Source organism: Vibrio sp. 10N.286.48.B8 (assembly GCF_003050085.1).
Classification (GTDB): Bacteria; Pseudomonadota; Gammaproteobacteria; order Enterobacterales; family Vibrionaceae; genus Vibrio; species Vibrio crassostreae.
Window position 1 is genome coordinate 477,041 of sequence record NZ_PIGD01000001.1, and the last position, 18,464, is coordinate 495,504.

Annotated in this window: 16 protein-coding genes and 1 pseudogene; 9 read left to right on the plus strand and 8 right to left on the minus strand. The window is 43.2% G+C overall.

Going from position 1 to position 18,464, the window contains the following annotated elements; translation table 11 throughout:
- The first annotated feature begins 33 nt into the window (after positions 1-33).
- Positions 34-543, plus strand: coding sequence for a YgjV family protein (locus CWO08_RS01980; protein WP_108019681.1), 510 nt, complete (start codon positions 34-36; stop codon positions 541-543).
- Between the two features lie 122 nt (positions 544-665).
- Here CWO08_RS01980 and CWO08_RS01985 read toward each other — a convergent pair whose 3' ends face one another.
- Together CWO08_RS01985 and CWO08_RS01990 are read right to left on the minus strand one after the other, a co-directional pair.
- Positions 666-2,120: a glutathione synthase gene (locus CWO08_RS01985; RefSeq protein WP_102480609.1), complete on the minus strand. Its 1,455-nt coding sequence runs from the start codon at positions 2,118-2,120 to the stop codon at positions 666-668.
- Between the two features lie 118 nt (positions 2,121-2,238).
- Positions 2,239-3,186 carry a LysR family transcriptional regulator gene (locus tag CWO08_RS01990; protein ID WP_048662505.1) on the minus strand — a complete coding sequence of 316 codons (948 nt, stop codon included), beginning with the start codon at positions 3,184-3,186 and terminating at the stop codon, positions 2,239-2,241.
- 126 nt (positions 3,187-3,312) lie between these two features.
- Here CWO08_RS01990 and add point away from each other — a divergent pair, with 126 nt between their 5' ends.
- Both add and CWO08_RS02000 read left to right on the plus strand, forming a co-directional pair.
- Positions 3,313-4,311 carry an adenosine deaminase gene (add, locus tag CWO08_RS01995; RefSeq protein WP_108019683.1) on the plus strand — a complete coding sequence of 333 codons (999 nt, stop codon included), beginning with the start codon at positions 3,313-3,315 and terminating at the stop codon, positions 4,309-4,311.
- A 334-nt stretch (positions 4,312-4,645) separates the two neighbouring features.
- Positions 4,646-5,239: a sugar O-acetyltransferase gene (locus CWO08_RS02000; protein WP_048609964.1), complete on the plus strand. Its 594-nt coding sequence runs from the start codon at positions 4,646-4,648 to the stop codon at positions 5,237-5,239.
- A gap of 64 nt (positions 5,240-5,303) precedes the next feature.
- Here CWO08_RS02000 and CWO08_RS02005 read toward each other — a convergent pair whose 3' ends face one another.
- The 3 genes and pseudogenes from CWO08_RS02005 to CWO08_RS02015 all read right to left on the minus strand — a co-directional run.
- Positions 5,304-6,143, minus strand: coding sequence for a hypothetical protein (locus CWO08_RS02005; protein WP_102432565.1), 840 nt, complete (start codon positions 6,141-6,143; stop codon positions 5,304-5,306).
- A 37-nt stretch (positions 6,144-6,180) separates the two neighbouring features.
- Complete coding sequence (locus CWO08_RS02010; protein WP_108019685.1) at positions 6,181-6,804, minus strand: HAD family phosphatase; 624 nt, start codon at positions 6,802-6,804, stop codon at positions 6,181-6,183.
- 223 nt (positions 6,805-7,027) lie between these two features.
- A pseudogene (locus CWO08_RS02015) lies at positions 7,028-7,198 on the minus strand (helix-turn-helix domain-containing protein); the annotation flags it as partial.
- A gap of 688 nt (positions 7,199-7,886) precedes the next feature.
- Here CWO08_RS02015 and CWO08_RS02020 point away from each other — a divergent pair.
- The 3 genes from CWO08_RS02020 to CWO08_RS02030 all read left to right on the plus strand — a co-directional run bounded on the left by CWO08_RS02020 (position 7,887) and on the right by CWO08_RS02030 (position 12,669).
- A complete protein-coding gene (locus CWO08_RS02020) occupies positions 7,887-8,651 on the plus strand; it encodes a transcriptional regulator (RefSeq protein ID WP_048660889.1) in 765 nt (254 codons plus the stop codon).
- 261 nt (positions 8,652-8,912) lie between these two features.
- Positions 8,913-11,603 (plus strand): alpha-glucosidase, encoded by a 2,691-nt coding sequence (gene ygjK, locus CWO08_RS02025; protein WP_108019688.1) that lies wholly within the window; start codon positions 8,913-8,915, stop codon positions 11,601-11,603.
- A 358-nt stretch (positions 11,604-11,961) separates the two neighbouring features.
- On the plus strand, positions 11,962-12,669 hold the full coding sequence (locus tag CWO08_RS02030) for a GntR family transcriptional regulator (RefSeq protein ID WP_017078485.1): 708 nt from the start codon (positions 11,962-11,964) through the stop codon (positions 12,667-12,669).
- A 202-nt stretch (positions 12,670-12,871) separates the two neighbouring features.
- Here CWO08_RS02030 and CWO08_RS02035 read toward each other — a convergent pair whose 3' ends face one another.
- Positions 12,872-14,071, minus strand: coding sequence for an enolase C-terminal domain-like protein (locus CWO08_RS02035; protein ID WP_108019690.1), 1,200 nt, complete (start codon positions 14,069-14,071; stop codon positions 12,872-12,874).
- Between the two features lie 261 nt (positions 14,072-14,332).
- Between CWO08_RS02035 and CWO08_RS02040 the strand changes: the two genes are divergently transcribed.
- The 3 genes from CWO08_RS02040 (at position 14,333) to CWO08_RS02050 (ending at position 17,492) form a co-directional block, all read left to right on the plus strand.
- On the plus strand, positions 14,333-15,766 hold the full coding sequence (locus CWO08_RS02040; RefSeq protein WP_108019692.1) for a PTS transporter subunit EIIC: 1,434 nt from the start codon (positions 14,333-14,335) through the stop codon (positions 15,764-15,766).
- A 112-nt stretch (positions 15,767-15,878) separates the two neighbouring features.
- Positions 15,879-16,847 (plus strand): sugar kinase, encoded by a 969-nt coding sequence (locus CWO08_RS02045; RefSeq protein ID WP_108019694.1) that lies wholly within the window; start codon positions 15,879-15,881, stop codon positions 16,845-16,847.
- A 15-nt stretch (positions 16,848-16,862) separates the two neighbouring features.
- On the plus strand, positions 16,863-17,492 hold the full coding sequence (locus tag CWO08_RS02050) for a bifunctional 4-hydroxy-2-oxoglutarate aldolase/2-dehydro-3-deoxy-phosphogluconate aldolase (RefSeq protein ID WP_108019695.1): 630 nt from the start codon (positions 16,863-16,865) through the stop codon (positions 17,490-17,492).
- A gap of 118 nt (positions 17,493-17,610) precedes the next feature.
- Here CWO08_RS02050 and CWO08_RS02055 read toward each other — a convergent pair whose 3' ends face one another.
- The gene (locus CWO08_RS02055; protein WP_102433566.1) at positions 17,611-18,150 is read right to left on the minus strand and encodes a disulfide bond formation protein B; all 540 of its coding nucleotides are present in this window, start codon (positions 18,148-18,150) and stop codon (positions 17,611-17,613) included.
- Between the two features lie 9 nt (positions 18,151-18,159).
- Positions 18,160-18,315: a DUF5993 family protein gene (locus tag CWO08_RS23900; protein ID WP_029223582.1), complete on the minus strand. Its 156-nt coding sequence runs from the start codon at positions 18,313-18,315 to the stop codon at positions 18,160-18,162.
- Positions 18,316-18,464: the final 149 nt, after the last annotated feature.

Consider the following 18,464-nt stretch of genomic DNA (forward strand, 5'->3'; position numbering starts at 1 on the left):
GTTCATAAACTTAAATTGACTGATGGAACGAGTATGGAAAACGCAATAGCACAAGGTATTGGCGGAATTGCATTCCTAGTTGGCGTGATGGCCTTTTGGCAAAAAGACGACATGCGATTTCGTTATCAGATGATGATGTTCTGTCTGATCATGGGAATTCACTTCACCTTAATGGGAGCTACAGTTGCTGCCATTGGCGTGATGATTAACGCACTTCGTAGTTATGCTTCCATCAAAACTCAATCACGCAAAGTGATGTGGTTTTTCATTGGTTTAATGTGGGTAATGACATTACCTAACATCACACACTTCTTTGAATTCATAACCGTTTTAGGTTCTTCAGTTGCCACTTGGGCATTATTTACCAAACAAGGTGTAACACTGAGATCCTTTATTCTGTTCAACTCACTTTGTTGGATTAGCCACAATATTTGGCTTGGTTCTATCGGTGGATCTTTGGTCGAAGGAGCATTTATTACCACCAATCTATTCACAATCTACCGTTTACACAAACGCAGCTTGTTAATTGAAAATAGGACATAATTACTGGAATAAAATCTATGATTTAAACCTAGAACTAATTAATTCATTGCACTCTAAAGACCATAAAGGCCAACGTTCACGCGCTGGCCTTGCTGCTATCTGTCACGGTTCAAAATTAAGCACTAATCAATCAACACCAGCGAATCGAGAATCCCTTTTCCACTGTGGATCCCGCCTTCGTTTTCGCTGGCTGGCTTACTGCGGATTAAGTAGCCAGCATAACCGTCCAGCTCTGTTACTGGTTCTCCTTGATAGTAAGCGGTGAATAAACCTACTTCGCTGACTAAGTCTGTCACGAGCGTTTGTTGTGTATCGCGCACTGCGATGGTCGGTACGTCACGTTCATGAGGGTACAAGCGCTGCATCAGTGCCCACGCGTCGTACTCTTCTGGCTCAAGTTGGCTCAGCTGTTCACTGATATCGTCACCAAAGACGCAGTGGCCACCGCCCTCTCCTTGGTTTTTCAGCACCCATTCTTGCTTATCAGCTTGTGTATTAAACCATTCAATTTCTTCACTGCCGATGGGCTTCATGTCAGCTAATACACTCTTGACCAGTTCGGCTTCTTGTAACGTTAAACCCCAACGTGCGTATTCAGCTGCTGGCATCATGGTCAGCAACATTTGCATGGTTTTACTGGTCGCTAATTGCTGGTTGATGGTCGCGTTCATTGCGACATGGTGTTGCTCCATAAACAAGCGAGTCTGACTTAACGTATGGCAACAAACCGATTCGTTGAGTTCTGGAGCCCAGTAATCTGAATACTGATAGCCAGCTCTTAGGTACACCACATCGACAGCGCCCACATCTTTCAATAACAAGCGTTGATTATCGCCCGATGAAAGCTGGCAGCTCAATTGTTCAAAGGTACGACGAACCGTGCGAATGCCCTGTTTTTGCAGCTCAACTTCAAGCAAATGTTGGTCATATACGTTGTCTTCGTTCTTCTGCACCACCATCAAGAAAACCGGTTTATCTTGCTCGTTGAAGTCGGCTTTTACTTGCCTTGCAGCATTAGCGATACCATAAGCCAACTGGGTTAAACCTTGGTTTTCAGCCGGTGTTGCTGACGGGTCTTCCAACCAATTGTTATAAACGTTTGCCCATTGGTTTTGCATGAACGAGTGGAACTCTGTAGCGCGTTGACCAAACGGGGCCATCCCTGCCGCAATGCCATTAAACTCAATCACTTTTGCACCGTGTCGGCGATCGTCCATAAAATCAGTACGCATCAACAACAAAGGTTGTCGAGCTGGATTCAAGCGCTCATCGGCACTGCCATGAGCCTGTTGATGAAGCTCCATCAAGCGACCAAAAAACGGATCGGCTTTCGCCATATCGCTCAATGATGACTGTAAAAAGTCATGGTCTTCCGAAACATTGTTGATGAGCTTGGTGATAAGCGGTGTCACCCTCAACAGGTGTTCAAATACCTTACGCTCAATACTCATTGGAGCAAGGCTAAAAGGGCAATGTCTCGCGGTATTGTCAGACTGACGAAAAGCGACACCATGCATAATGGCCCACTCACAAGCATCTTCAATGACTTGTTGCGGAATCGATGGCATTGGATTCATTTAGATATCTCATTCTTGGCGGGCATTTGGCACCCGTAGTAAGACGATGCTCATTCGAAAAAGACGAAATAAATTTTAAAAAAGTTATTTCGCCGTTTTGATCATCGTAGCTCGCAGTTTACAGCTGAGGTTCTTGGGTCTTATTGACGATTAGGTCGCGAAGCCATTTGTGACTTGGTTCAGAGTCAAAATAACGATGCCAAAGCAAAAACAAACCACCGGGAACCAACTCAATGGGAATCGGTTTCATCACCAGTTCGCCACTCTCAATATAGTCACAAACCGAGTTGTACGGATAACACATTAACAAATCGCTTTGCTTGCACAGCTTTACTGCGCTGGTGATGTCCGACACGTTGGCGGCTTTGTTAATTTGAAGCTGTTTGGCTTGCAAGATCTCCAGAAGCAACCAGTCGCCAACGCCACCAGTGACTAACTGAATATGACGGTATTTAAGGAAGGCTTGCAGGTTCCAATCTTCCTGAAGCACCGGGTGATCATTACGCATCAAACACACAGAGTAATCTTGCAGCAATTCGACATGGTTTAACTCAGCAGGGATATTTTGAATGTGAGTACTCGCTCTTTCATCGAGCTCAAAAATTCCAATCCCAAAATCGACCTCACGCTTTAGTAGGCGCTTAAAGGTTTCGCTACTCCAAGTAGTACTGTTTACCGTAATGTTCGGCGCATCTGCCAACGCGTTAGGCATAAATTTAGGGTAGATCGCGGTATAAGCGGTTTCAACAAGATCGATATTAAAAGTGCGCTCGCTGTCTTTCGGCTCAAAAATGTCCGGCACGGTTAGCTGTTCAACTTGCAAAAGGATCTGATGAATCTTAGGCGCTAAAGAAGTAGCTTTCGGGGTTGGAAACAGACCTTTAGATTCGCGCTCAAATAGCGGGTCATCAAACAAAGTTCGCAGCTTGGTGAGTTGCTTACTCACCGCGGACTGACTAAGGAATAATCGCTCTGCTGTTTTGCTCACACTGCGCTCTTCAAGCAAAACGTGTAAACACAGCAGTAAATTCATATCACATTTGAGTAAGCTCTTAACATCTACCATGATATTCCTTAGATTCAGATTAATGATGACTTTATGTCACTTTAAATCATATCACAAACTTGTTAATTTAAGCCCATGTAACCTATGAGTTAATAACTCAAAAAATAATAGACCTAAGGAATACTCATGAATTTTCTAGCACTCCCTAAGATTGATCTGCACTGCCACCTTGACGGAAGTGTTCGTCCAGACACCATTATTGATTTGGCGAAACAGTACGGAATCGAACTGCCTGAAGATCGCGATGCGGTTGTTCAATCTCTAACTGTGCCAGAAGATTGTAAAAACCTAGATGAGTATTTGTCTTGTTTCAGCCTGCCGCTACAAGTGATGCAGACTGAAGAAGCAATTGAGCGTATCTCTTTTGAGCTTTACGAAGACGCTGCACTAGAAAACGTTAAGTACCTAGAAGTTCGTTTTGCACCGATTCTTCACGTAAACAAGGGCTTGTCTCTTGATGCGATCATCGCAAGTGCGGTGAAAGGCATGAAACGTGCGGAAGAGAAGTACGACATCAAAGGCAACTACATCATGTCTGTACTGCGTATGTTCCCGAAAGATTCAATCAAAGATGTTATCGACGCTGGTAAGCCATACCTTGGTAAAGGTGTAGTTGCGTTTGATATCGCAGGTGGTGAAAAGCCAGGCTTCTGTGTTGAATTCCCTGAATACACGCAATACGCTATCGAGCAAGGCTACCGTGTGACAGTTCACGCTGGTGAGCAATGGCATGGTCAGAACGTTTACGATGCAGTAACACTGCTTGACGCTGAACGTATCGGCCACGGTGTTCACATCCAAGGTAATGAAGACGCATACAACATCGTTAAAGAGAAGCAAGTTGCGCTTGAAACTTGCCCAACAAGTAACGTTCAAACTAAGTGTATTCACAAATTCGGCGACCACCCAATTGCTGAATTCAAAAAAGACGGCATCGTTGTAACGATCAACACAGATAACCGCACTGTGTCGAACACAACCATGACCAACGAAGTGAAACGTGTGTGTGAAACGTTCGGTCTAACAAAAGAAGATTACGCAGAGATCTACAAGTACTCTGTCGAAAGCGCTTTTGCTTCAGACGAGGTAAAACAGCACCTAATGGGTTTCGTTGAGCAAATCTAATTTGCCACCAAAGTAAGTCTTTTGCTGAATAGCTGGGCTCACTTAACGTCAGAGCTTAACGGTACAAAATAGGAAGAGAAAGGCTGAGGCTTTTCTCTTTTTTTATGTCCAAAAATCGCTAATCTTACAGTATTCGTCATTTATACCAATCACAGTAAGTAAGTGATCATAAATAGCGCAGGAAAAAGGCTTAAGAACAAGGCAGAAATTTTCGATAAGTAGTTATTCTACAATCAAAATTTCTAACGCAGTTATTGAGCGTTTTAACCAGCTAGGATGACCAGTTATTTACTACGATTGGTATTAAACCGAGACTCTCGGAAAGTAGGCAAGCATGAGTAATACAAACGATAAAACTGAACTAGAAAAGATGCTATCTGGGCAAGTATATGATGGTGCAGACCAAGAAATTGATACTATGCGTTCCAATGCCAGAAAAGCGCTAATGGCTTTCAACAACCATCAAGACCCAGACCAGCAACACACATTGCAAGAGCAACTATTTGGGAAGGTCGGGAGTAGCAGCTTAATCCAGCCCCCTTTTCATTGTGAGTTTGGCAAAACCATCGAGATTGGCGACGACACCTTCATTAATATGAACGTAGTAATGCTAGACGGTGCGAGAATCAAAGTCGGCAAAAATGTTTTAATTGGACCAAGCGTTCAATTCTATACGCCATCACACTCCCTTGATTATCGTAGCCGCCGTAAATGGGAAACCTTCTGTTTACCCATAACAATCGAAGATGATGTGTGGGTTGGTGGCAACTCAGTGATCAACCAAGGTGTAACGATTGGCGCTCGCTCGGTTATCGCAGCGAACTCAGTAGTCAACAATGATGTACCACCAGATTGCCTATACGGTGGTACGCCGGCAAAATTGATTAGATATTTGAATACTGAACAGCCAACTGACGACAGCAAGTAAACGCGAACTAAAAGTAAATGACAAAAGAGGTGATATTTTTAATTAAACATCACCTCTTTTTTGATTAGTTTACCGTGTCTCTTCTATCGAATGGGCTTCGTTCCATGGCTTTTTCATACTCACTTTTCGGGCCACTCAAATACGTAGTTTTGACGAATTTTTCCCAATCATAAAACAGCGATTCTATTGGCTGATCGGTAAGCTGTGAGGGGTCACCATTGCTCTTAATAAGATCAACAAACGCCCCTTCTCCCCATGAACGTTCAATAAACTCACCGACCGTATACCCAAGCTCATAAACCGCCGAGCTACTGTTCGGCTTATTGTATAAGTCCTGAACAAGCCCATCAAAGCGGCCTTTGATGGCGCTCCTGTTATTCATGTGGAACCAATAATCTTCAGATTTATAGATGGCTACGGCTTCCCACAACCAACGAGGGTTGTTCGCGAAATTGGGGTTGATTTGAAGTGTCAGTAAATGCACAAATTCATGCAATGCCGTTCGTTGGATTTCACCACCAAAATAAAGCAGCCTGATTTCATTACTTTTAGGCTCGATGTAGCCTGTAGAAAACGCATATCGCTGTCCAATGCTACGCTCTTGCTCATCTAAGTACGCCTTTTGGCTTTGCCATACTCTCACCGTTATGACCGGTATTGAGTCCAGGCCGAAGCTCTTCATCAAAGGCGCCTGTTTAAGTAATAGCTCGTTATAAATACTGGGAATTATCGCAGGTGAAGTTCCATCATAAAGGACAAACTTGAACTGTCCTTTATCTGATTCATAGCAACTATCACATGCTTGCTCACCGCGAATTTGAAGCACGAAAGCCACGACTAAAACCAGCACCGACATAGTCAAAAACAAGAATGTAACGATAGACTTAGGTGGGTATCTTTTCATTTTCTACATCCTCAAATTTAACTCATTCGCCAAGGTGTCAATCTATTAAATTAACGCCAAGCGCCTGCAAGCTGTTTTCACACTGAGCGGCATCGGTAAACTGAATACCAGCTATGCCTACAGCCTTTGCCCCTTCAACGTTATAGGGCATATCATCGATGAAGACGGTTTCTGAAGCTTCAAGCCCATTATTAGATAACAGCGCTTGGTAGATTTCAGGTTGTGGCTTAAGCATGCCCAATTCAGCAGATACTGCCGCACCATCAAACAACGCCCAAAACTGATAGGTATTTTTTAAATATTCAACAATTTCGACCACATTGTCAGTAAGCGCGTACACATCATAGCCCGATCGCTTTACTCGCTCGATGAGTTCAACTGAACCGTGCAGTAAGATCTGCGTTTGCTTAACGTAATAGAACAGGCGATCGCACTCTAACGGGGACAAGTTGAGTTCTTGTTGATAACGAAGCTTGGCCTCACTTTCGGTCAAGAATCCTTTGTTCAAATCCAACCAAATCGTACTTTGAAAAATAGAACGAGCTCGAGACTCCAATTCTTCAGTATCACCAAAAGTAAGCCGGGCAATTTCCAGAGGTGCCCAACGCACAATGACATTGCCTACATCAAACACCACATTTTTGATTTCATTAGAACTCATACACACTCCCGTTATCACCATGTCATTGATGGAAAAGCGACACAAAGTGCCGCACATCAAGATTCATAGCGAACGTTTATAAATTAAAAGCCTTGGGTAGAATATACAATCAATAGAGTACAAAAAAGGCCATCATTACGACGGCCTTCTCAATATCAATAAACTAAGAAATAACTAACACAAATCGGCTTCTGAAGAGAATATGGTTGGTGCTTTAGAAGCGCTATACACCTATACCTTTATTGATCTTTTTCCATTGAAGTGGTGTTATTCCGTTCGCTCGCTTAAACGCTCTTATAAATTGTGAGGCATCTGCGTATCCCAAGTGAAGCGCAATATCTGAGATCGAATAGTCTTGCTCAGTCATAACGCGCTTGGCGAACTTAAAAGACAGGGCCATCTAAAAGCACTCACCAAGTTAAGAAATGAAAACTTAGCTATGTAGCTTGCAACTAACAAAGCTCAAACACTCAAAGCACATCCTATTGGGCGTGCTTTTTTATTCTCAGCTTGCAGACAATTTCGCCCTTCCACCCTTCCGCCTATCAAGCCAAGAGAGAGCAAGGTGAGATACCAAGTAAATTAAAGATCGAGTAATAAATAGGACAAATATATAGGAAGTTTAAGAAATAACTATATAATATGATTACGCTTCAATAATTACACTCCCCATTTAACTAACCTCCTTACTCCTTATAACAATATTTTCACTGGTCACCTCCTCAATAAAATACCAGTCAATCACGAATACTTTGTGATATCAATCTAAACTAAATTCCCAAGTACAACTTATTGATACTGCCCACCCAACAAATTAATCTCTCGTAAGAAAATTTTTACTAAAAACCACCATTAACTTAATTTTACGCATCAAAACAATTATACTCCCCCCATACTGATAATGAGTTAAACGTTAGTAACATTGAGTAAAACTTGTTCAATAAACAACAAGTAAAATTCTCAAATTTGCAAAACTCAACTCATAGTTAATATTGAAAATATTTGGAACCAAAATCACAAGAGTAGGATTCTCTTGAATTTATTATCAAGGATACTGACGAAAATAGAACAGGCATTGTTAGATGAATAATTCTGCAACGTATTTACTTGCTGCTTTACGAGAAAAAATCAAAGAGAAAGGGATTTGTTATTCCGATCTCTCTGCCGGGATGGGAATTCCTCTCTCAACCATTAAAAGACAACTACACAACACGTCTTTAGGGCTGGATAAAATACTCTCGTACGCAACTCATTTAGATACTGACTTAGTAGAATTATCTATGCGAGGCAAACAGTTACAGCAAGAGAACGAACAGTTTATTACGGATATAAATAGTGAAATATTCCATCAATATCCGTACTTGTTTGATTTTTTGTATCTATTGCGACGAAAAAAATGGTCACCACAAGATATTGCCAATAAATATCAACTGAGTCATACGTCAGTAGCCATATATTTTCGAGCATTAGAAATGATGGACTACGTTGAATTAAAAGGCGAAGACCAATACCGCTTCAAAGATCAAGGCCGTTTTATTTTTGAAGAAGGATCTAAGCTTGATACGTTGTTTGCTAAGCGCTTTAGAGATGAAGTATTCAGCCATGACGTGCGCCCTCCGATCTGTATAGGACGCATTGCTATTACTGAAGAACAAGAAGAGAAGCTGGCTAACGAAGTGTACAACAAACTGATTGAATTTGATGTACAAAACAAGAATGGAGAAGGCAGTGAACGACTCAGAAATGTGTTAATGACCTACACTCCAGGCAATCAGATATTTCTTTCTGATACGATCCCAAATATTGACGGTGAATTATTAAAATCCATATCGATGGCAAACGAATAATGATTAACACGCACTAATAATAATTTATATTTGATTGATAAGGAATCTAGTCGTAATCCATCAAGGCACAATATTGTTCAATAATTAATAACTTGTTATTTAAACAAGTTGAATAAAGAAAGAATAGACGCAAATAGCGCTCTTTTCTCATACCAATAAGTGAAATAAATAAGGTTGAATCTTCTTCACGAAACTCGGCAGGGCATGTCTCGACCTTTTTTCGCCTGATCAGATTCAAAAATCAATAAAGAAGGATATAACATGCAGTTTAAAACGTCTTTATGTGCGGTTGCTGTCGGGGTTGCTCTAACACTAAGCGGGTGCAACAGTAGTGATAATAGCTCGAATGTGGATGCTCCACTTAAAGCAACCGAATTCCACAACACCATCGATCGTGCAGGTGTACCTGTGGCATTGCGTGATTTACACGGCGGCCACCTGCGCTACATTCCAATGTTCGATAACGGCTCATGGCATGGCCACACGTTAGACACCAAAGGTGGTGAAATCACACTAGGTGGTACAGCGCTATTGACCGAAGAATACGTATCATTCATGGCTGCACGTTTCGACCGTTTGACTCTGGCTGTCGACGGCCAGCCAATGCCGCTAGAATTGACAAACGCATACTCACAACCAGGTGCGTTGATTCAAACGTATACAGGCGAGAACGGTATCGAAGCCGAGCTAGAAATGCGTTTTGTGACTAATCGTACTTCTCTTGCAAAAACCACCATCAAAAACCCCAATAAGCTAGATATTCAAGGTGAATGGGATGGTGAGTTGATGCAAAACTATCGTGCGGATGATGGCACGGCATACAAGAATGAAGACAGCACAGTCCGTAGTGTTGAAGAAGCTTACCCAACTTACTCCCGTGAAATTACAGCGACAGACAGTGGTGTAGAAGTCTCTTTTGGCGCAGTTCGTGATTCATGGTCATTGTTGACATCTGGCGATTCAAAGTTCGAAGTGACGCGTTCTATCAAACCAGAAACTTCTACCATCAATGATGACAAGAAAGGTTTCGTGCAAACAGCCTCTCTAGGTGATGGCGAAGAGATCACGTTATACACGGCTTACACTCACGTTCAAAACACCAAAGAACAAGCGTCTGAGTTTGCAAAACTAGATAAAGTAATGGCCGATCCAAAAGGTTACATGCACGATTCAGCAATGCGTTGGGAAGAGTACCTAGAAAACGGTCTCACCAACGATGCGGCTTCAAAAGAGCATGAGTTCGTTGCAGTAAAAGCAATGGAAACATTGAACGCGAACTGGCGTGGAGCTGCGGGTGCGATTGACCACGACACGGTAACCCCTTCCGTTACGGCTCCTTACTTCTCAGGCAACATGACATGGCCGTGGGATACATGGAAGCAAGCTTACGCAATGTCACACTTCAACCCAGATGTAGCGATGGAAAACATTCGTACTGTATTCCAATACCAAGTGCAGTCTGATGATCCAGTGCGCCCTTGGGATGAAGGTTACCTGCTTGATGTTGTGACTTACAACCTGCCAGCAGAACGCTGGGAAGGCATGTCTACTGAATACAAAAAAGTGTTCCCTCAAGCGACAGATGGCTTGAACTGGAACGAGCGTAATACTAAGCCATCACTGGCAGCATGGGCGGTATGGGAAGTGTATACCGCACTGAAAGATGAGCATAACCGTCCAGAAGAAGCGCAAAAGTGGTTAGAAGAAATGTATCCGAAGCTAGTGGCATTCCACGATTGGTGGTTACGCGCTCGTGATACCAACAAGAACGGAATACCGGAATATGGCGCAGCGAAAGATCCAATCCATACCGTTTTCGAAGATGATGTGAATAACGGTTCTTGGGGACCAGACGCGTCTGTAGACGACATGAAGTTCCAATATAAAGACGAAGCGAATGGCGATACGTGGATCAAAGAAACGAGTATCGAGAAGTACAATGAATTGCTGACTTCTGGTGATTACACAGCAATGAGTATCCCAGCGAAAGTCGCAGCCGGTTGGGAATCGGGTCGTGATAACGCGGGCGTGTTCGGTTTTATCGACACCATCGACAACCTACAAGGATTAACTGAACAACCGACTCAAGAAAAAGCGGAAGTGATAGACCAAATGGGTCGTTACGCTCATGACACTAATGGTTTCGACAATACGTATGACATCACTATGGACACAGACAGTTCAGTGGTGACTTACCTCGATGATTCAGTTGAGAACATGAACAAATTGGCTCAAGCGAAGAAAGATTGGGAAGTGAAGTTCAACGAGAACACTGACGATTCAAGCAACCTCTCAGGTTACTCATTGATGCAAGAGTCGGTAGACCAAGCATCTTACTGGTACTCAGATAACCTATACCTATCGCAAATCGCCGACGTACTGGGTAAAGCAGACAAAGCGGCCGAGTTTGCAGAAAAAGCAGCGGACACCAAAGAGTACATCAACCGTTGTATGTACGATGAGTCAACAGGCTTCTACTACGATATCGAAGTGGTACCAAATGGACTCCCTAACCAATGTGCAGGGCCGGTGTTGGTGAAACGCGGTATGGGCCCTGAAGGTTGGTCACCGCTATTCAACAATGCAGCGACGCAAGAACACGCGGACAAAGTCGTGGAGAACATGCTGAATACCAGCAAGTTTAACTCACCTAAGATTCCGCTAGGTACGGCATCAATGGACAACCCGGCTTACGGCCCAGACATTTACTGGCGTGGTCGCGTGTGGCTAGATCAGTTCTACTTTGGTGTGCGCGGTATGGACAACTATGGCTACGGTGTAGAAGCGCGTCAAATGGTCGACAAGCTATTCCAAAATGCACAAGGCCTAACAGAATCTACCCCGATTCAGGAAAACTACAACCCAGAAACGGGTGAGGTTCAGGGCGCGAATAACTTCTCTTGGAGTGCAGCGCACCTTTACATGTTGTACAACGGTTTCGTGGGTAAATAGCAGCCACACTCATTAGATATTAGGCGTAGCGGATGACCCCCCTAGCATCTGCAACCGCTTAAACCTCTTAAACCTCTTAAACCTCTTCAAATCAGGTTAGATTCAAAAGTCACAGTAAATGCTGTGGCTTTTTTATTGTCTGCTTGCATGTAACCTCGCCTTCACGCTTATCTAATCAAGAAAGAGAATAAAGTCACCTCCCCAGAAGTAACCCTCTAATTCACCCTCCAAAACACCCTATTTCCCATCATCTAATTGGCCTTCTATGTTAGAATTACCGGCTAGCTCGGAATGCGCTGAGTATCTGATTTAGTTAACTATAATTTAATCACCATGAGTGCTTTTTTAAGTTTTTAGAATGAAAAAATATGAATTAGTTGTTCAAGATATTGTGAGCAAAATTTGCCAAAACAGTATCAGCCATAAGCTTCCTGCTGAAAGAGAACTGTCTGAAATATATGGATTATCTCGTTTCACGATTCGTAAAGCACTAGCCAAGCTAGAGGCTATTGGCATGGTGAAATCTAAAGTGGGTTCTGGTTACTTCGTCAACACTTCTCTCATTGGTACACCACTGGTGTACAACTCCATCACTGAAAACAGTTTTGAAGAGATCTCTTATAAAAAACTCCAGCTGAATAAAGCGCTACCCGATAACCACGAACAGCAGATTTTTTCTTTAGACGACAATGACTACATTTGGAAAATTAGACGGCTTCGATTGATTAACAACAAAGTAGTTCAGATAGAAGAAGCCAAGATACCTGTCAGCGTCTTCCCAGAGATGAATGCCGAGATCATTGAAAGCTCAATCCAGAAGCATGCGCTAGCGAAAGGTCTTCAGATCGATAGCTACTTAACAACGTACCAAGCGATCAACGTATCTAAAGAAGATGCAGAGTTGCTCGGCTGCAAAAAAAATGCGGCAGCGATGAATATCACCAACCGAGGTTTCTTAGCATCGGGGGAACTGTTCATCGTCAGTGATATCATCGACATCAACTACCAATGCACCTACCACACGCCTTTTAACAGTGAGAGCATGAGCTTCCGAGATAAGAAGTAACCTTTAAATTCGATTTAATATGGTTAATTTTTATAGATATAAGTTAATTACGCTATAGATTAGCCACTAATACTATTTCACATCTAGTATCATTAATTTAGTGATACTAGAAATATAATTTTTGATAATACGTAATATCTGGTAAATATATTAAATAAGAAAATGGCCGCTTATAGCGACCATTTGATATTAAAAATACGAGTTAAGGGGTATGAATCGCGCCATCAGGAAGGCGACTTTGAGTCCACTCATGGGGGCGATACATAACAGGGAACTCTGCTGCAACTTCTCGGTCGATTTCAACACCAATACCTGCGATTTCAGAAGCGTATAAGTAGCCATTGATTGGCTCTGCAGCGTTCGGGAATACCTTGTTCGTATTCTCGTTGTACTCGACATGTTCTTGAATGGCGGCATTGTGTAAATGCACATTCAAATGCGTGTTTACCGCTGCGCCAATTGGCGTCATATCTGGTGGGCAATGCCATGCAATACGAACACCGAAGTTCTGACATAGATGACCTAGTTTCAGAGCTGGCGTAATACCACCGATTTGTGAAACATGACAACGGATGAAGTCGATTCGACGATTCGCGATTAGAGACTTCCACTCTTCAGGGTTATTAAATAACTCCCCTAAACCTAATGAAACTGAGCTTTGGCTACGAATATTATCCAACCATTCCGTTTGATTTGGCGGCAGAATATCTTCAATGAAGTAAGGCTTATATTGCTCGACTTCTTTGGCAAATTGTATCGCTTGGTTCGGGAATAGGCGCTCATGAACATCATGAAGAATATGGAATTGGTTACCATATTTCTCTCTCAGCGACTTAAACATCGTTAGAGTATTATCCATGTACTGATCTTGATCGTAGTACGAACCTTCCGTCGGGTTTTGAGTAGTATGTAAATCGGTTGGAACGCCGCCATAGAAACCAAGCTGACAACGAATGTGCTTGTAGCCTTTGTCTAAGAAAGATTCCACCAGTTCATAAATACCTTCCATTGTGTCGCTAGTCGCGTGTGTGTATACAGGAATAGCATCACGAGACTTACCACCAAATACCTGGTGTAACGGCATACCCGCCAATTTGGCTTTAATATCCCACAGTGCCATATCAACACCGGAAATTGCATTATTGATAACAGGGCCATTTCGCCAATAAGCGTTGACCATCATCATTTGCCATAAGTCTTCAATATTGTTGGCGTTTTTACCAATAAGAATAGGTTTTAAATATTCATCGACCATTGTTTTTACAGCAAGCGGTCTTTGTTGGAATGTCGCACAACCAAACCCAGTCACTCCTTTATTCGTTTCAACTACCACAGTAATGAGATTGTGCCTGTCTGGTTTAGTAATAATACAATGGATATCAGATATAATAGTTTCTTTCACAATTAAATAACCTAAACTTAAGTCAACTCCTATTATCTAACCGCTTTAAAAATCACATTTCAAGCGCTAATTTTCGCCTAAAAATAATTGGTACGTTAAGTGTTTTTTTTTGATAAACAAAACATACCAATTGGCCAAAAACGGTGAAAAATTAATTTTTCAGATTTTAAATGTGATTGAGATCTCTTTTTACTCCGTTGGATTTAAATTGGTTGTCGTTATGATTTCTCGAGTTAAATATATTCCAATAACAGGTGTAGTATGCAAATGGTAGAAAAGAGTGATGCCGTTATTAATAACTCGAAGTCATCATCGAAGAAGAAAAGTTTCAAAGAAAATATACAGTTATTAATCACTGCACTTGGTGGTGAAGACAATATCGTGAGTATCACGCACTGTATGACAAGGCTGAGATTCAAATTATCAGACGAGTCACTGGTAGACGAAGAAGCGATCAAGCAGATCGCAGATGTGAAAGGTGTGGTACTTCAACAAGGTCAAACTCAAGTCATCATCGGTGTTGAGGTAGAGAAGTGGTTCAACGCGCTATCAAACACTCAACAAGCTGACGCTAATCCGGCTGATGAGCTAGAGAAAGGCAAGCTGTTCCAAGGCGTGATGCGCATTGTCGCGGGCATCTTTGGTCCAGTTGTACCCGCAATCGCTGGCGCTGGTATGTTGATGGGCCTGTTGTCTGGCCTTATTGCAACCAATGTTATCTCTGAAACCTCAGACACGGTTTATTTCTTCCGCTCTATCTCTGTTGCTGTGTTCTTCTTCTTACCTATGCTGGTCTCTTTCTCTGCAGCCAAAGTATTTAAGGTGAACGAATACATTGCGCTTGCTGTTTCCTCTGCAATGTTAGCCCCCAAGCTAGTAGATAAAGCGGTGATGCTAAAAGACGCTGGCGCTGCACCTGAGCTGACGGTGCTAGGCGTGGTTCCTATTGAACTGCTTAACTACGGCGGCGCGATTGTTCCTGCGATTCTCGCTATCTGGTTATTGTCTAAGGTGACTCCGTTAGTTGACCGTCTAGTTCCTTCTTCTGCGAAGCCTGTATTTACACCACTGCTTGCCTTTACGGTGACTTCAACCATCACACTATCATTTGTTGGCCCTGCGGGTATCTGGCTAAGTAATGGCGCGGGTTGGGTAATGAGTTCACTACTGGAAATATCTCCGACGTTAACAGGCTTTGTTTTCGGTCTGACTCGCCCGATTACCATCGTATTTGGTATTCACCACAGCATGACACCAATCAGCCTCAACAACTTTGCACTGTATGGTAAGGATTTACTTATGCCGATCATGTGCTTAGGTAACATAGCAATTGCTGGTGCGACAATGGCAATCTGGCACAAGCAACGCAAGACAGTTTCTAAAGAGCAATCTTCAATCACGATGGGCTCAAGCGTTACCGCTATCTTAGGCATCACAGAACCAGCTCTATTTGGTGTCCTAACAAAATACACCAAAGCGATGATGACCGCGAGTTTAGCAGCAGGTGTGTTCGGTGCTATCTCGGTAACGATCGATACCCATTTAACCAGCTACATTCTTTCTTCTGTATTCAGCTTACCGGCTTACCTTGCAGGCGGTACGCAAAACTTCATTCAAGCACTAATGGGCGTGGTTGGTGTGTTCGCACTGTCTTATGTTCTAACGCTGTTGTTCGTGAAACTAGACAACAAGTAATCGGCTAGTCTCACTCCCGTAAGATTAGAATCGAAAAAGCATGACCGTATCTCGTTATGGTCATGCTTTCTTCATACGAACCAATCCAACCTTTCCTTTCTAAGGCTATATTATGACCCACATCGCAATCATCGGTGAGTGCATGATTGAACTGAATGGCGCGCCATTTGGCAACATGCAACAAAGCTATGGTGGAGACACATTAAACGCGGCAATCTACTTGAACCGCAGCGCTGCGGTTAGCAATCCCATGAGTAGCAATAATACTGCGAATCCAGCGATACAAACAAGCTATGTCACGGCGCTTGGCTCAGACGCTATCAGCCAAGAGATGCTTAACCGATGGCAGGATGAAGGGCTATCAACTGATTTCGTGCTGATTGACGAGCAGCGCTCGCCAGGCCTGTATCTGATTCAATTAGATGACGTTGGTGAACGCACATTTCTGTATTGGCGTAATGACTCGGCTGCTCGCTACATGGTACAGCACCCAGATTTCGACAAAATAACCGCCCAACTTGAAGATGTCGATATGGTGTTTTTGAGTGGAATCTCTCTGGCGATCTTGCCTCATGGCGATCAGCTAAAGTTGCTCACTATCATCCAAGGTCTACGTGAACGTGGCGTGGCCATCGCCTTTGACAGTAACTACCGACCAAAGTTGTGGGACTCACAAGACGCAACCAAAGAAGCTTATCAGCTTGCCTATAAAGCGACAGATATCGCCTTGGTCACCTTCGACGATGAGCAACTTTTATGGCAAGACGCCCAGCCACAAGACACCATAAAAAGACTGCATGCACTCGGCGTCAAAACTGTTGTTGTAAAGCTTGGTGCTGAAGGCTGCTTGATCAGTGAAAGCCCCAAAGATGTGCCAATAAAAGTCACAACAACACCTGTCGAAACTGTGGTTGATAGCACCTCTGCAGGCGACTCTTTTAACGGTGGTTTCTTATCTTGTTACCTCGCTGGAGGTTCTGTTTCAGAAGCCTGCCACCAAGGGAATGCATTAGCCGGATTGGTGATTCAACATCATGGCGCAATCATCCCAAAATACATCACCGACACCCTTTCAAACTGATATTAAGAAGCAAACATGTCTACAATTAACGAACAACTAAAAGCACTTAAAGTTATCCCTGTTATCGCCATTGATAACGCAGAGGATATTATCCCTCTAGGCAAAGTATTGGCTGAGAATGGGTTGCCAGCGGCTGAGATTACGTTCCGTTCAGACGCCGCTGTTGAAGCTATCCGACTGCTTCGCCAAGCACAGCCTGACATGCTAATCGGCGCGGGCACCATCTTGAACCATGAGCAAGCACTTGCAGCAAAAGAAGCGGGCGCGACCTTTGTGGTATCACCGGGCTTTAATCCGAACACAGTTAAAGCATGCCAAGAGATCGGCATCGATATCATTCCAGGTGTGAACAATCCAAGCACCGTTGAAGCAGCACTTGAGATGGGACTAACGACTCTCAAGTTTTTCCCTGCCGAAGCTTCAGGTGGAATCAGGATGGTTAAGTCACTCGTTGGTCCATACGGCGACATTAGACTCATGCCTACAGGCGGTATCACGCCATCAAACATCGATAACTACTTAGCGGTGCCTCAAGTATTAGCCTGTGGTGGCACTTGGATGGTGGATAAGAAGCTCGTTGAAAACGGAGAGTGGGATGAGATTGCCCGCCTAACACGCGAGATTGTTGAACAGGTGAATCGCTAAGCACATAAGTAGCTAATCTAAACTGTTCGCAGATTTGGAAATTCGTTACATACAAAAAGAGCGAGAGGCTGGCCTCTCGCTCTTTTTTGTTCAAATCCAGAAATTATCCACCAGCCCCTTAATTAAGTAACCAATAGCTCACCGGATTATCCGGGCACTGATAAGGACCACATTCGACAAATGTAGCAATAGCATTCAATGCCACGACGACAATCGCCAGTAGACACACAATGCGCCCGAAATTGCTCATTTTATAGGGTTCATGGGACTCGGCCTTATTGGTCAGCATCAAGATCACGGCAACACCCAATATGGTTGCAGCGAACAACACGAAGGCCCAAGTGTAATAATGCATCCCAAATATCGGGCTACCGTAACCAGGAGTACCCGGAATCACGTGTAGGGAAACTTGTCTTAACGATGTGGCGACACCATACAAAGCGCCAATTAGCACAACCCCATAGTGACGAGGTTGAGGCCCATAAACCACATTCAGCATGAAGCCAAACGCGACCATCACAAAGCCAATTCGTTGCAGTAAACACAATGGGCAAGGAAGCTCATTGAGGACAAACTGAAGAATAAAGCCGATCAACAAAACAGCTGTCATACCCAGTAAGCCAAGCGTATTCAGAAGAGTTAACTGATTTCGATTCATGCTAGGTCCTTACAATAAGATTGATAGAGGGTCAGTCGCATGGTGATTAAACCAATACAAACCAAGGATCACTGAGCCAGCGAAAAAGCCATACGCGGCGGTCTTATTGCCGAAAAACCCGCACACCATCGCCACAAGTAACAACAAAAATAATAAAGACATCATAAGAGGCATCCTCTCCTTATTTATCGAGTTCACTCAAGGTGAACGTCATAAAAATATCCACACGTACGCCCTTAATCATGCAACTTCGGTAAATCTATGGATTACGGATTTAAAATCATCAACTTAATAGTTGTTAGTAACCTCTAAGC

What these genes read in the sequence shown, in the direction of transcription:
- CWO08_RS01980 (WP_108019681.1), top strand. Translation starts at nt 34, where the DNA reads ATGGAAAACGCAATAGCACAAGGTATTGGCGGAATTGCATTCCTAGTT.
- CWO08_RS01985 (WP_102480609.1), bottom strand. Translation starts at nt 2,120, where the DNA reads ATGAATCCAATGCCATCGATTCCGCAACAAGTCATTGAAGATGCTTGT.
- CWO08_RS01990 (WP_048662505.1), bottom strand. Translation starts at nt 3,186, where the DNA reads ATGGTAGATGTTAAGAGCTTACTCAAATGTGATATGAATTTACTGCTG.
- add (WP_108019683.1), top strand. Translation starts at nt 3,313, where the DNA reads ATGAATTTTCTAGCACTCCCTAAGATTGATCTGCACTGCCACCTTGAC.
- CWO08_RS02000 (WP_048609964.1), top strand. Translation starts at nt 4,646, where the DNA reads ATGAGTAATACAAACGATAAAACTGAACTAGAAAAGATGCTATCTGGG.
- CWO08_RS02005 (WP_102432565.1), bottom strand. Translation starts at nt 6,143, where the DNA reads ATGAAAAGATACCCACCTAAGTCTATCGTTACATTCTTGTTTTTGACT.
- CWO08_RS02010 (WP_108019685.1), bottom strand. Translation starts at nt 6,804, where the DNA reads ATGAGTTCTAATGAAATCAAAAATGTGGTGTTTGATGTAGGCAATGTC.
- CWO08_RS02020 (WP_048660889.1), top strand. Translation starts at nt 7,887, where the DNA reads ATGAATAATTCTGCAACGTATTTACTTGCTGCTTTACGAGAAAAAATC.
- ygjK (WP_108019688.1), top strand. Translation starts at nt 8,913, where the DNA reads ATGCAGTTTAAAACGTCTTTATGTGCGGTTGCTGTCGGGGTTGCTCTA.
- CWO08_RS02030 (WP_017078485.1), top strand. Translation starts at nt 11,962, where the DNA reads ATGAAAAAATATGAATTAGTTGTTCAAGATATTGTGAGCAAAATTTGC.
- CWO08_RS02040 (WP_108019692.1), top strand. Translation starts at nt 14,333, where the DNA reads ATGCAAATGGTAGAAAAGAGTGATGCCGTTATTAATAACTCGAAGTCA.
- CWO08_RS02045 (WP_108019694.1), top strand. Translation starts at nt 15,879, where the DNA reads ATGACCCACATCGCAATCATCGGTGAGTGCATGATTGAACTGAATGGC.
- CWO08_RS02050 (WP_108019695.1), top strand. Translation starts at nt 16,863, where the DNA reads ATGTCTACAATTAACGAACAACTAAAAGCACTTAAAGTTATCCCTGTT.
- CWO08_RS02055 (WP_102433566.1), bottom strand. Translation starts at nt 18,150, where the DNA reads ATGAATCGAAATCAGTTAACTCTTCTGAATACGCTTGGCTTACTGGGT.
- CWO08_RS23900 (WP_029223582.1), bottom strand. Translation starts at nt 18,315, where the DNA reads ATGATGTCTTTATTATTTTTGTTGTTACTTGTGGCGATGGTGTGCGGG.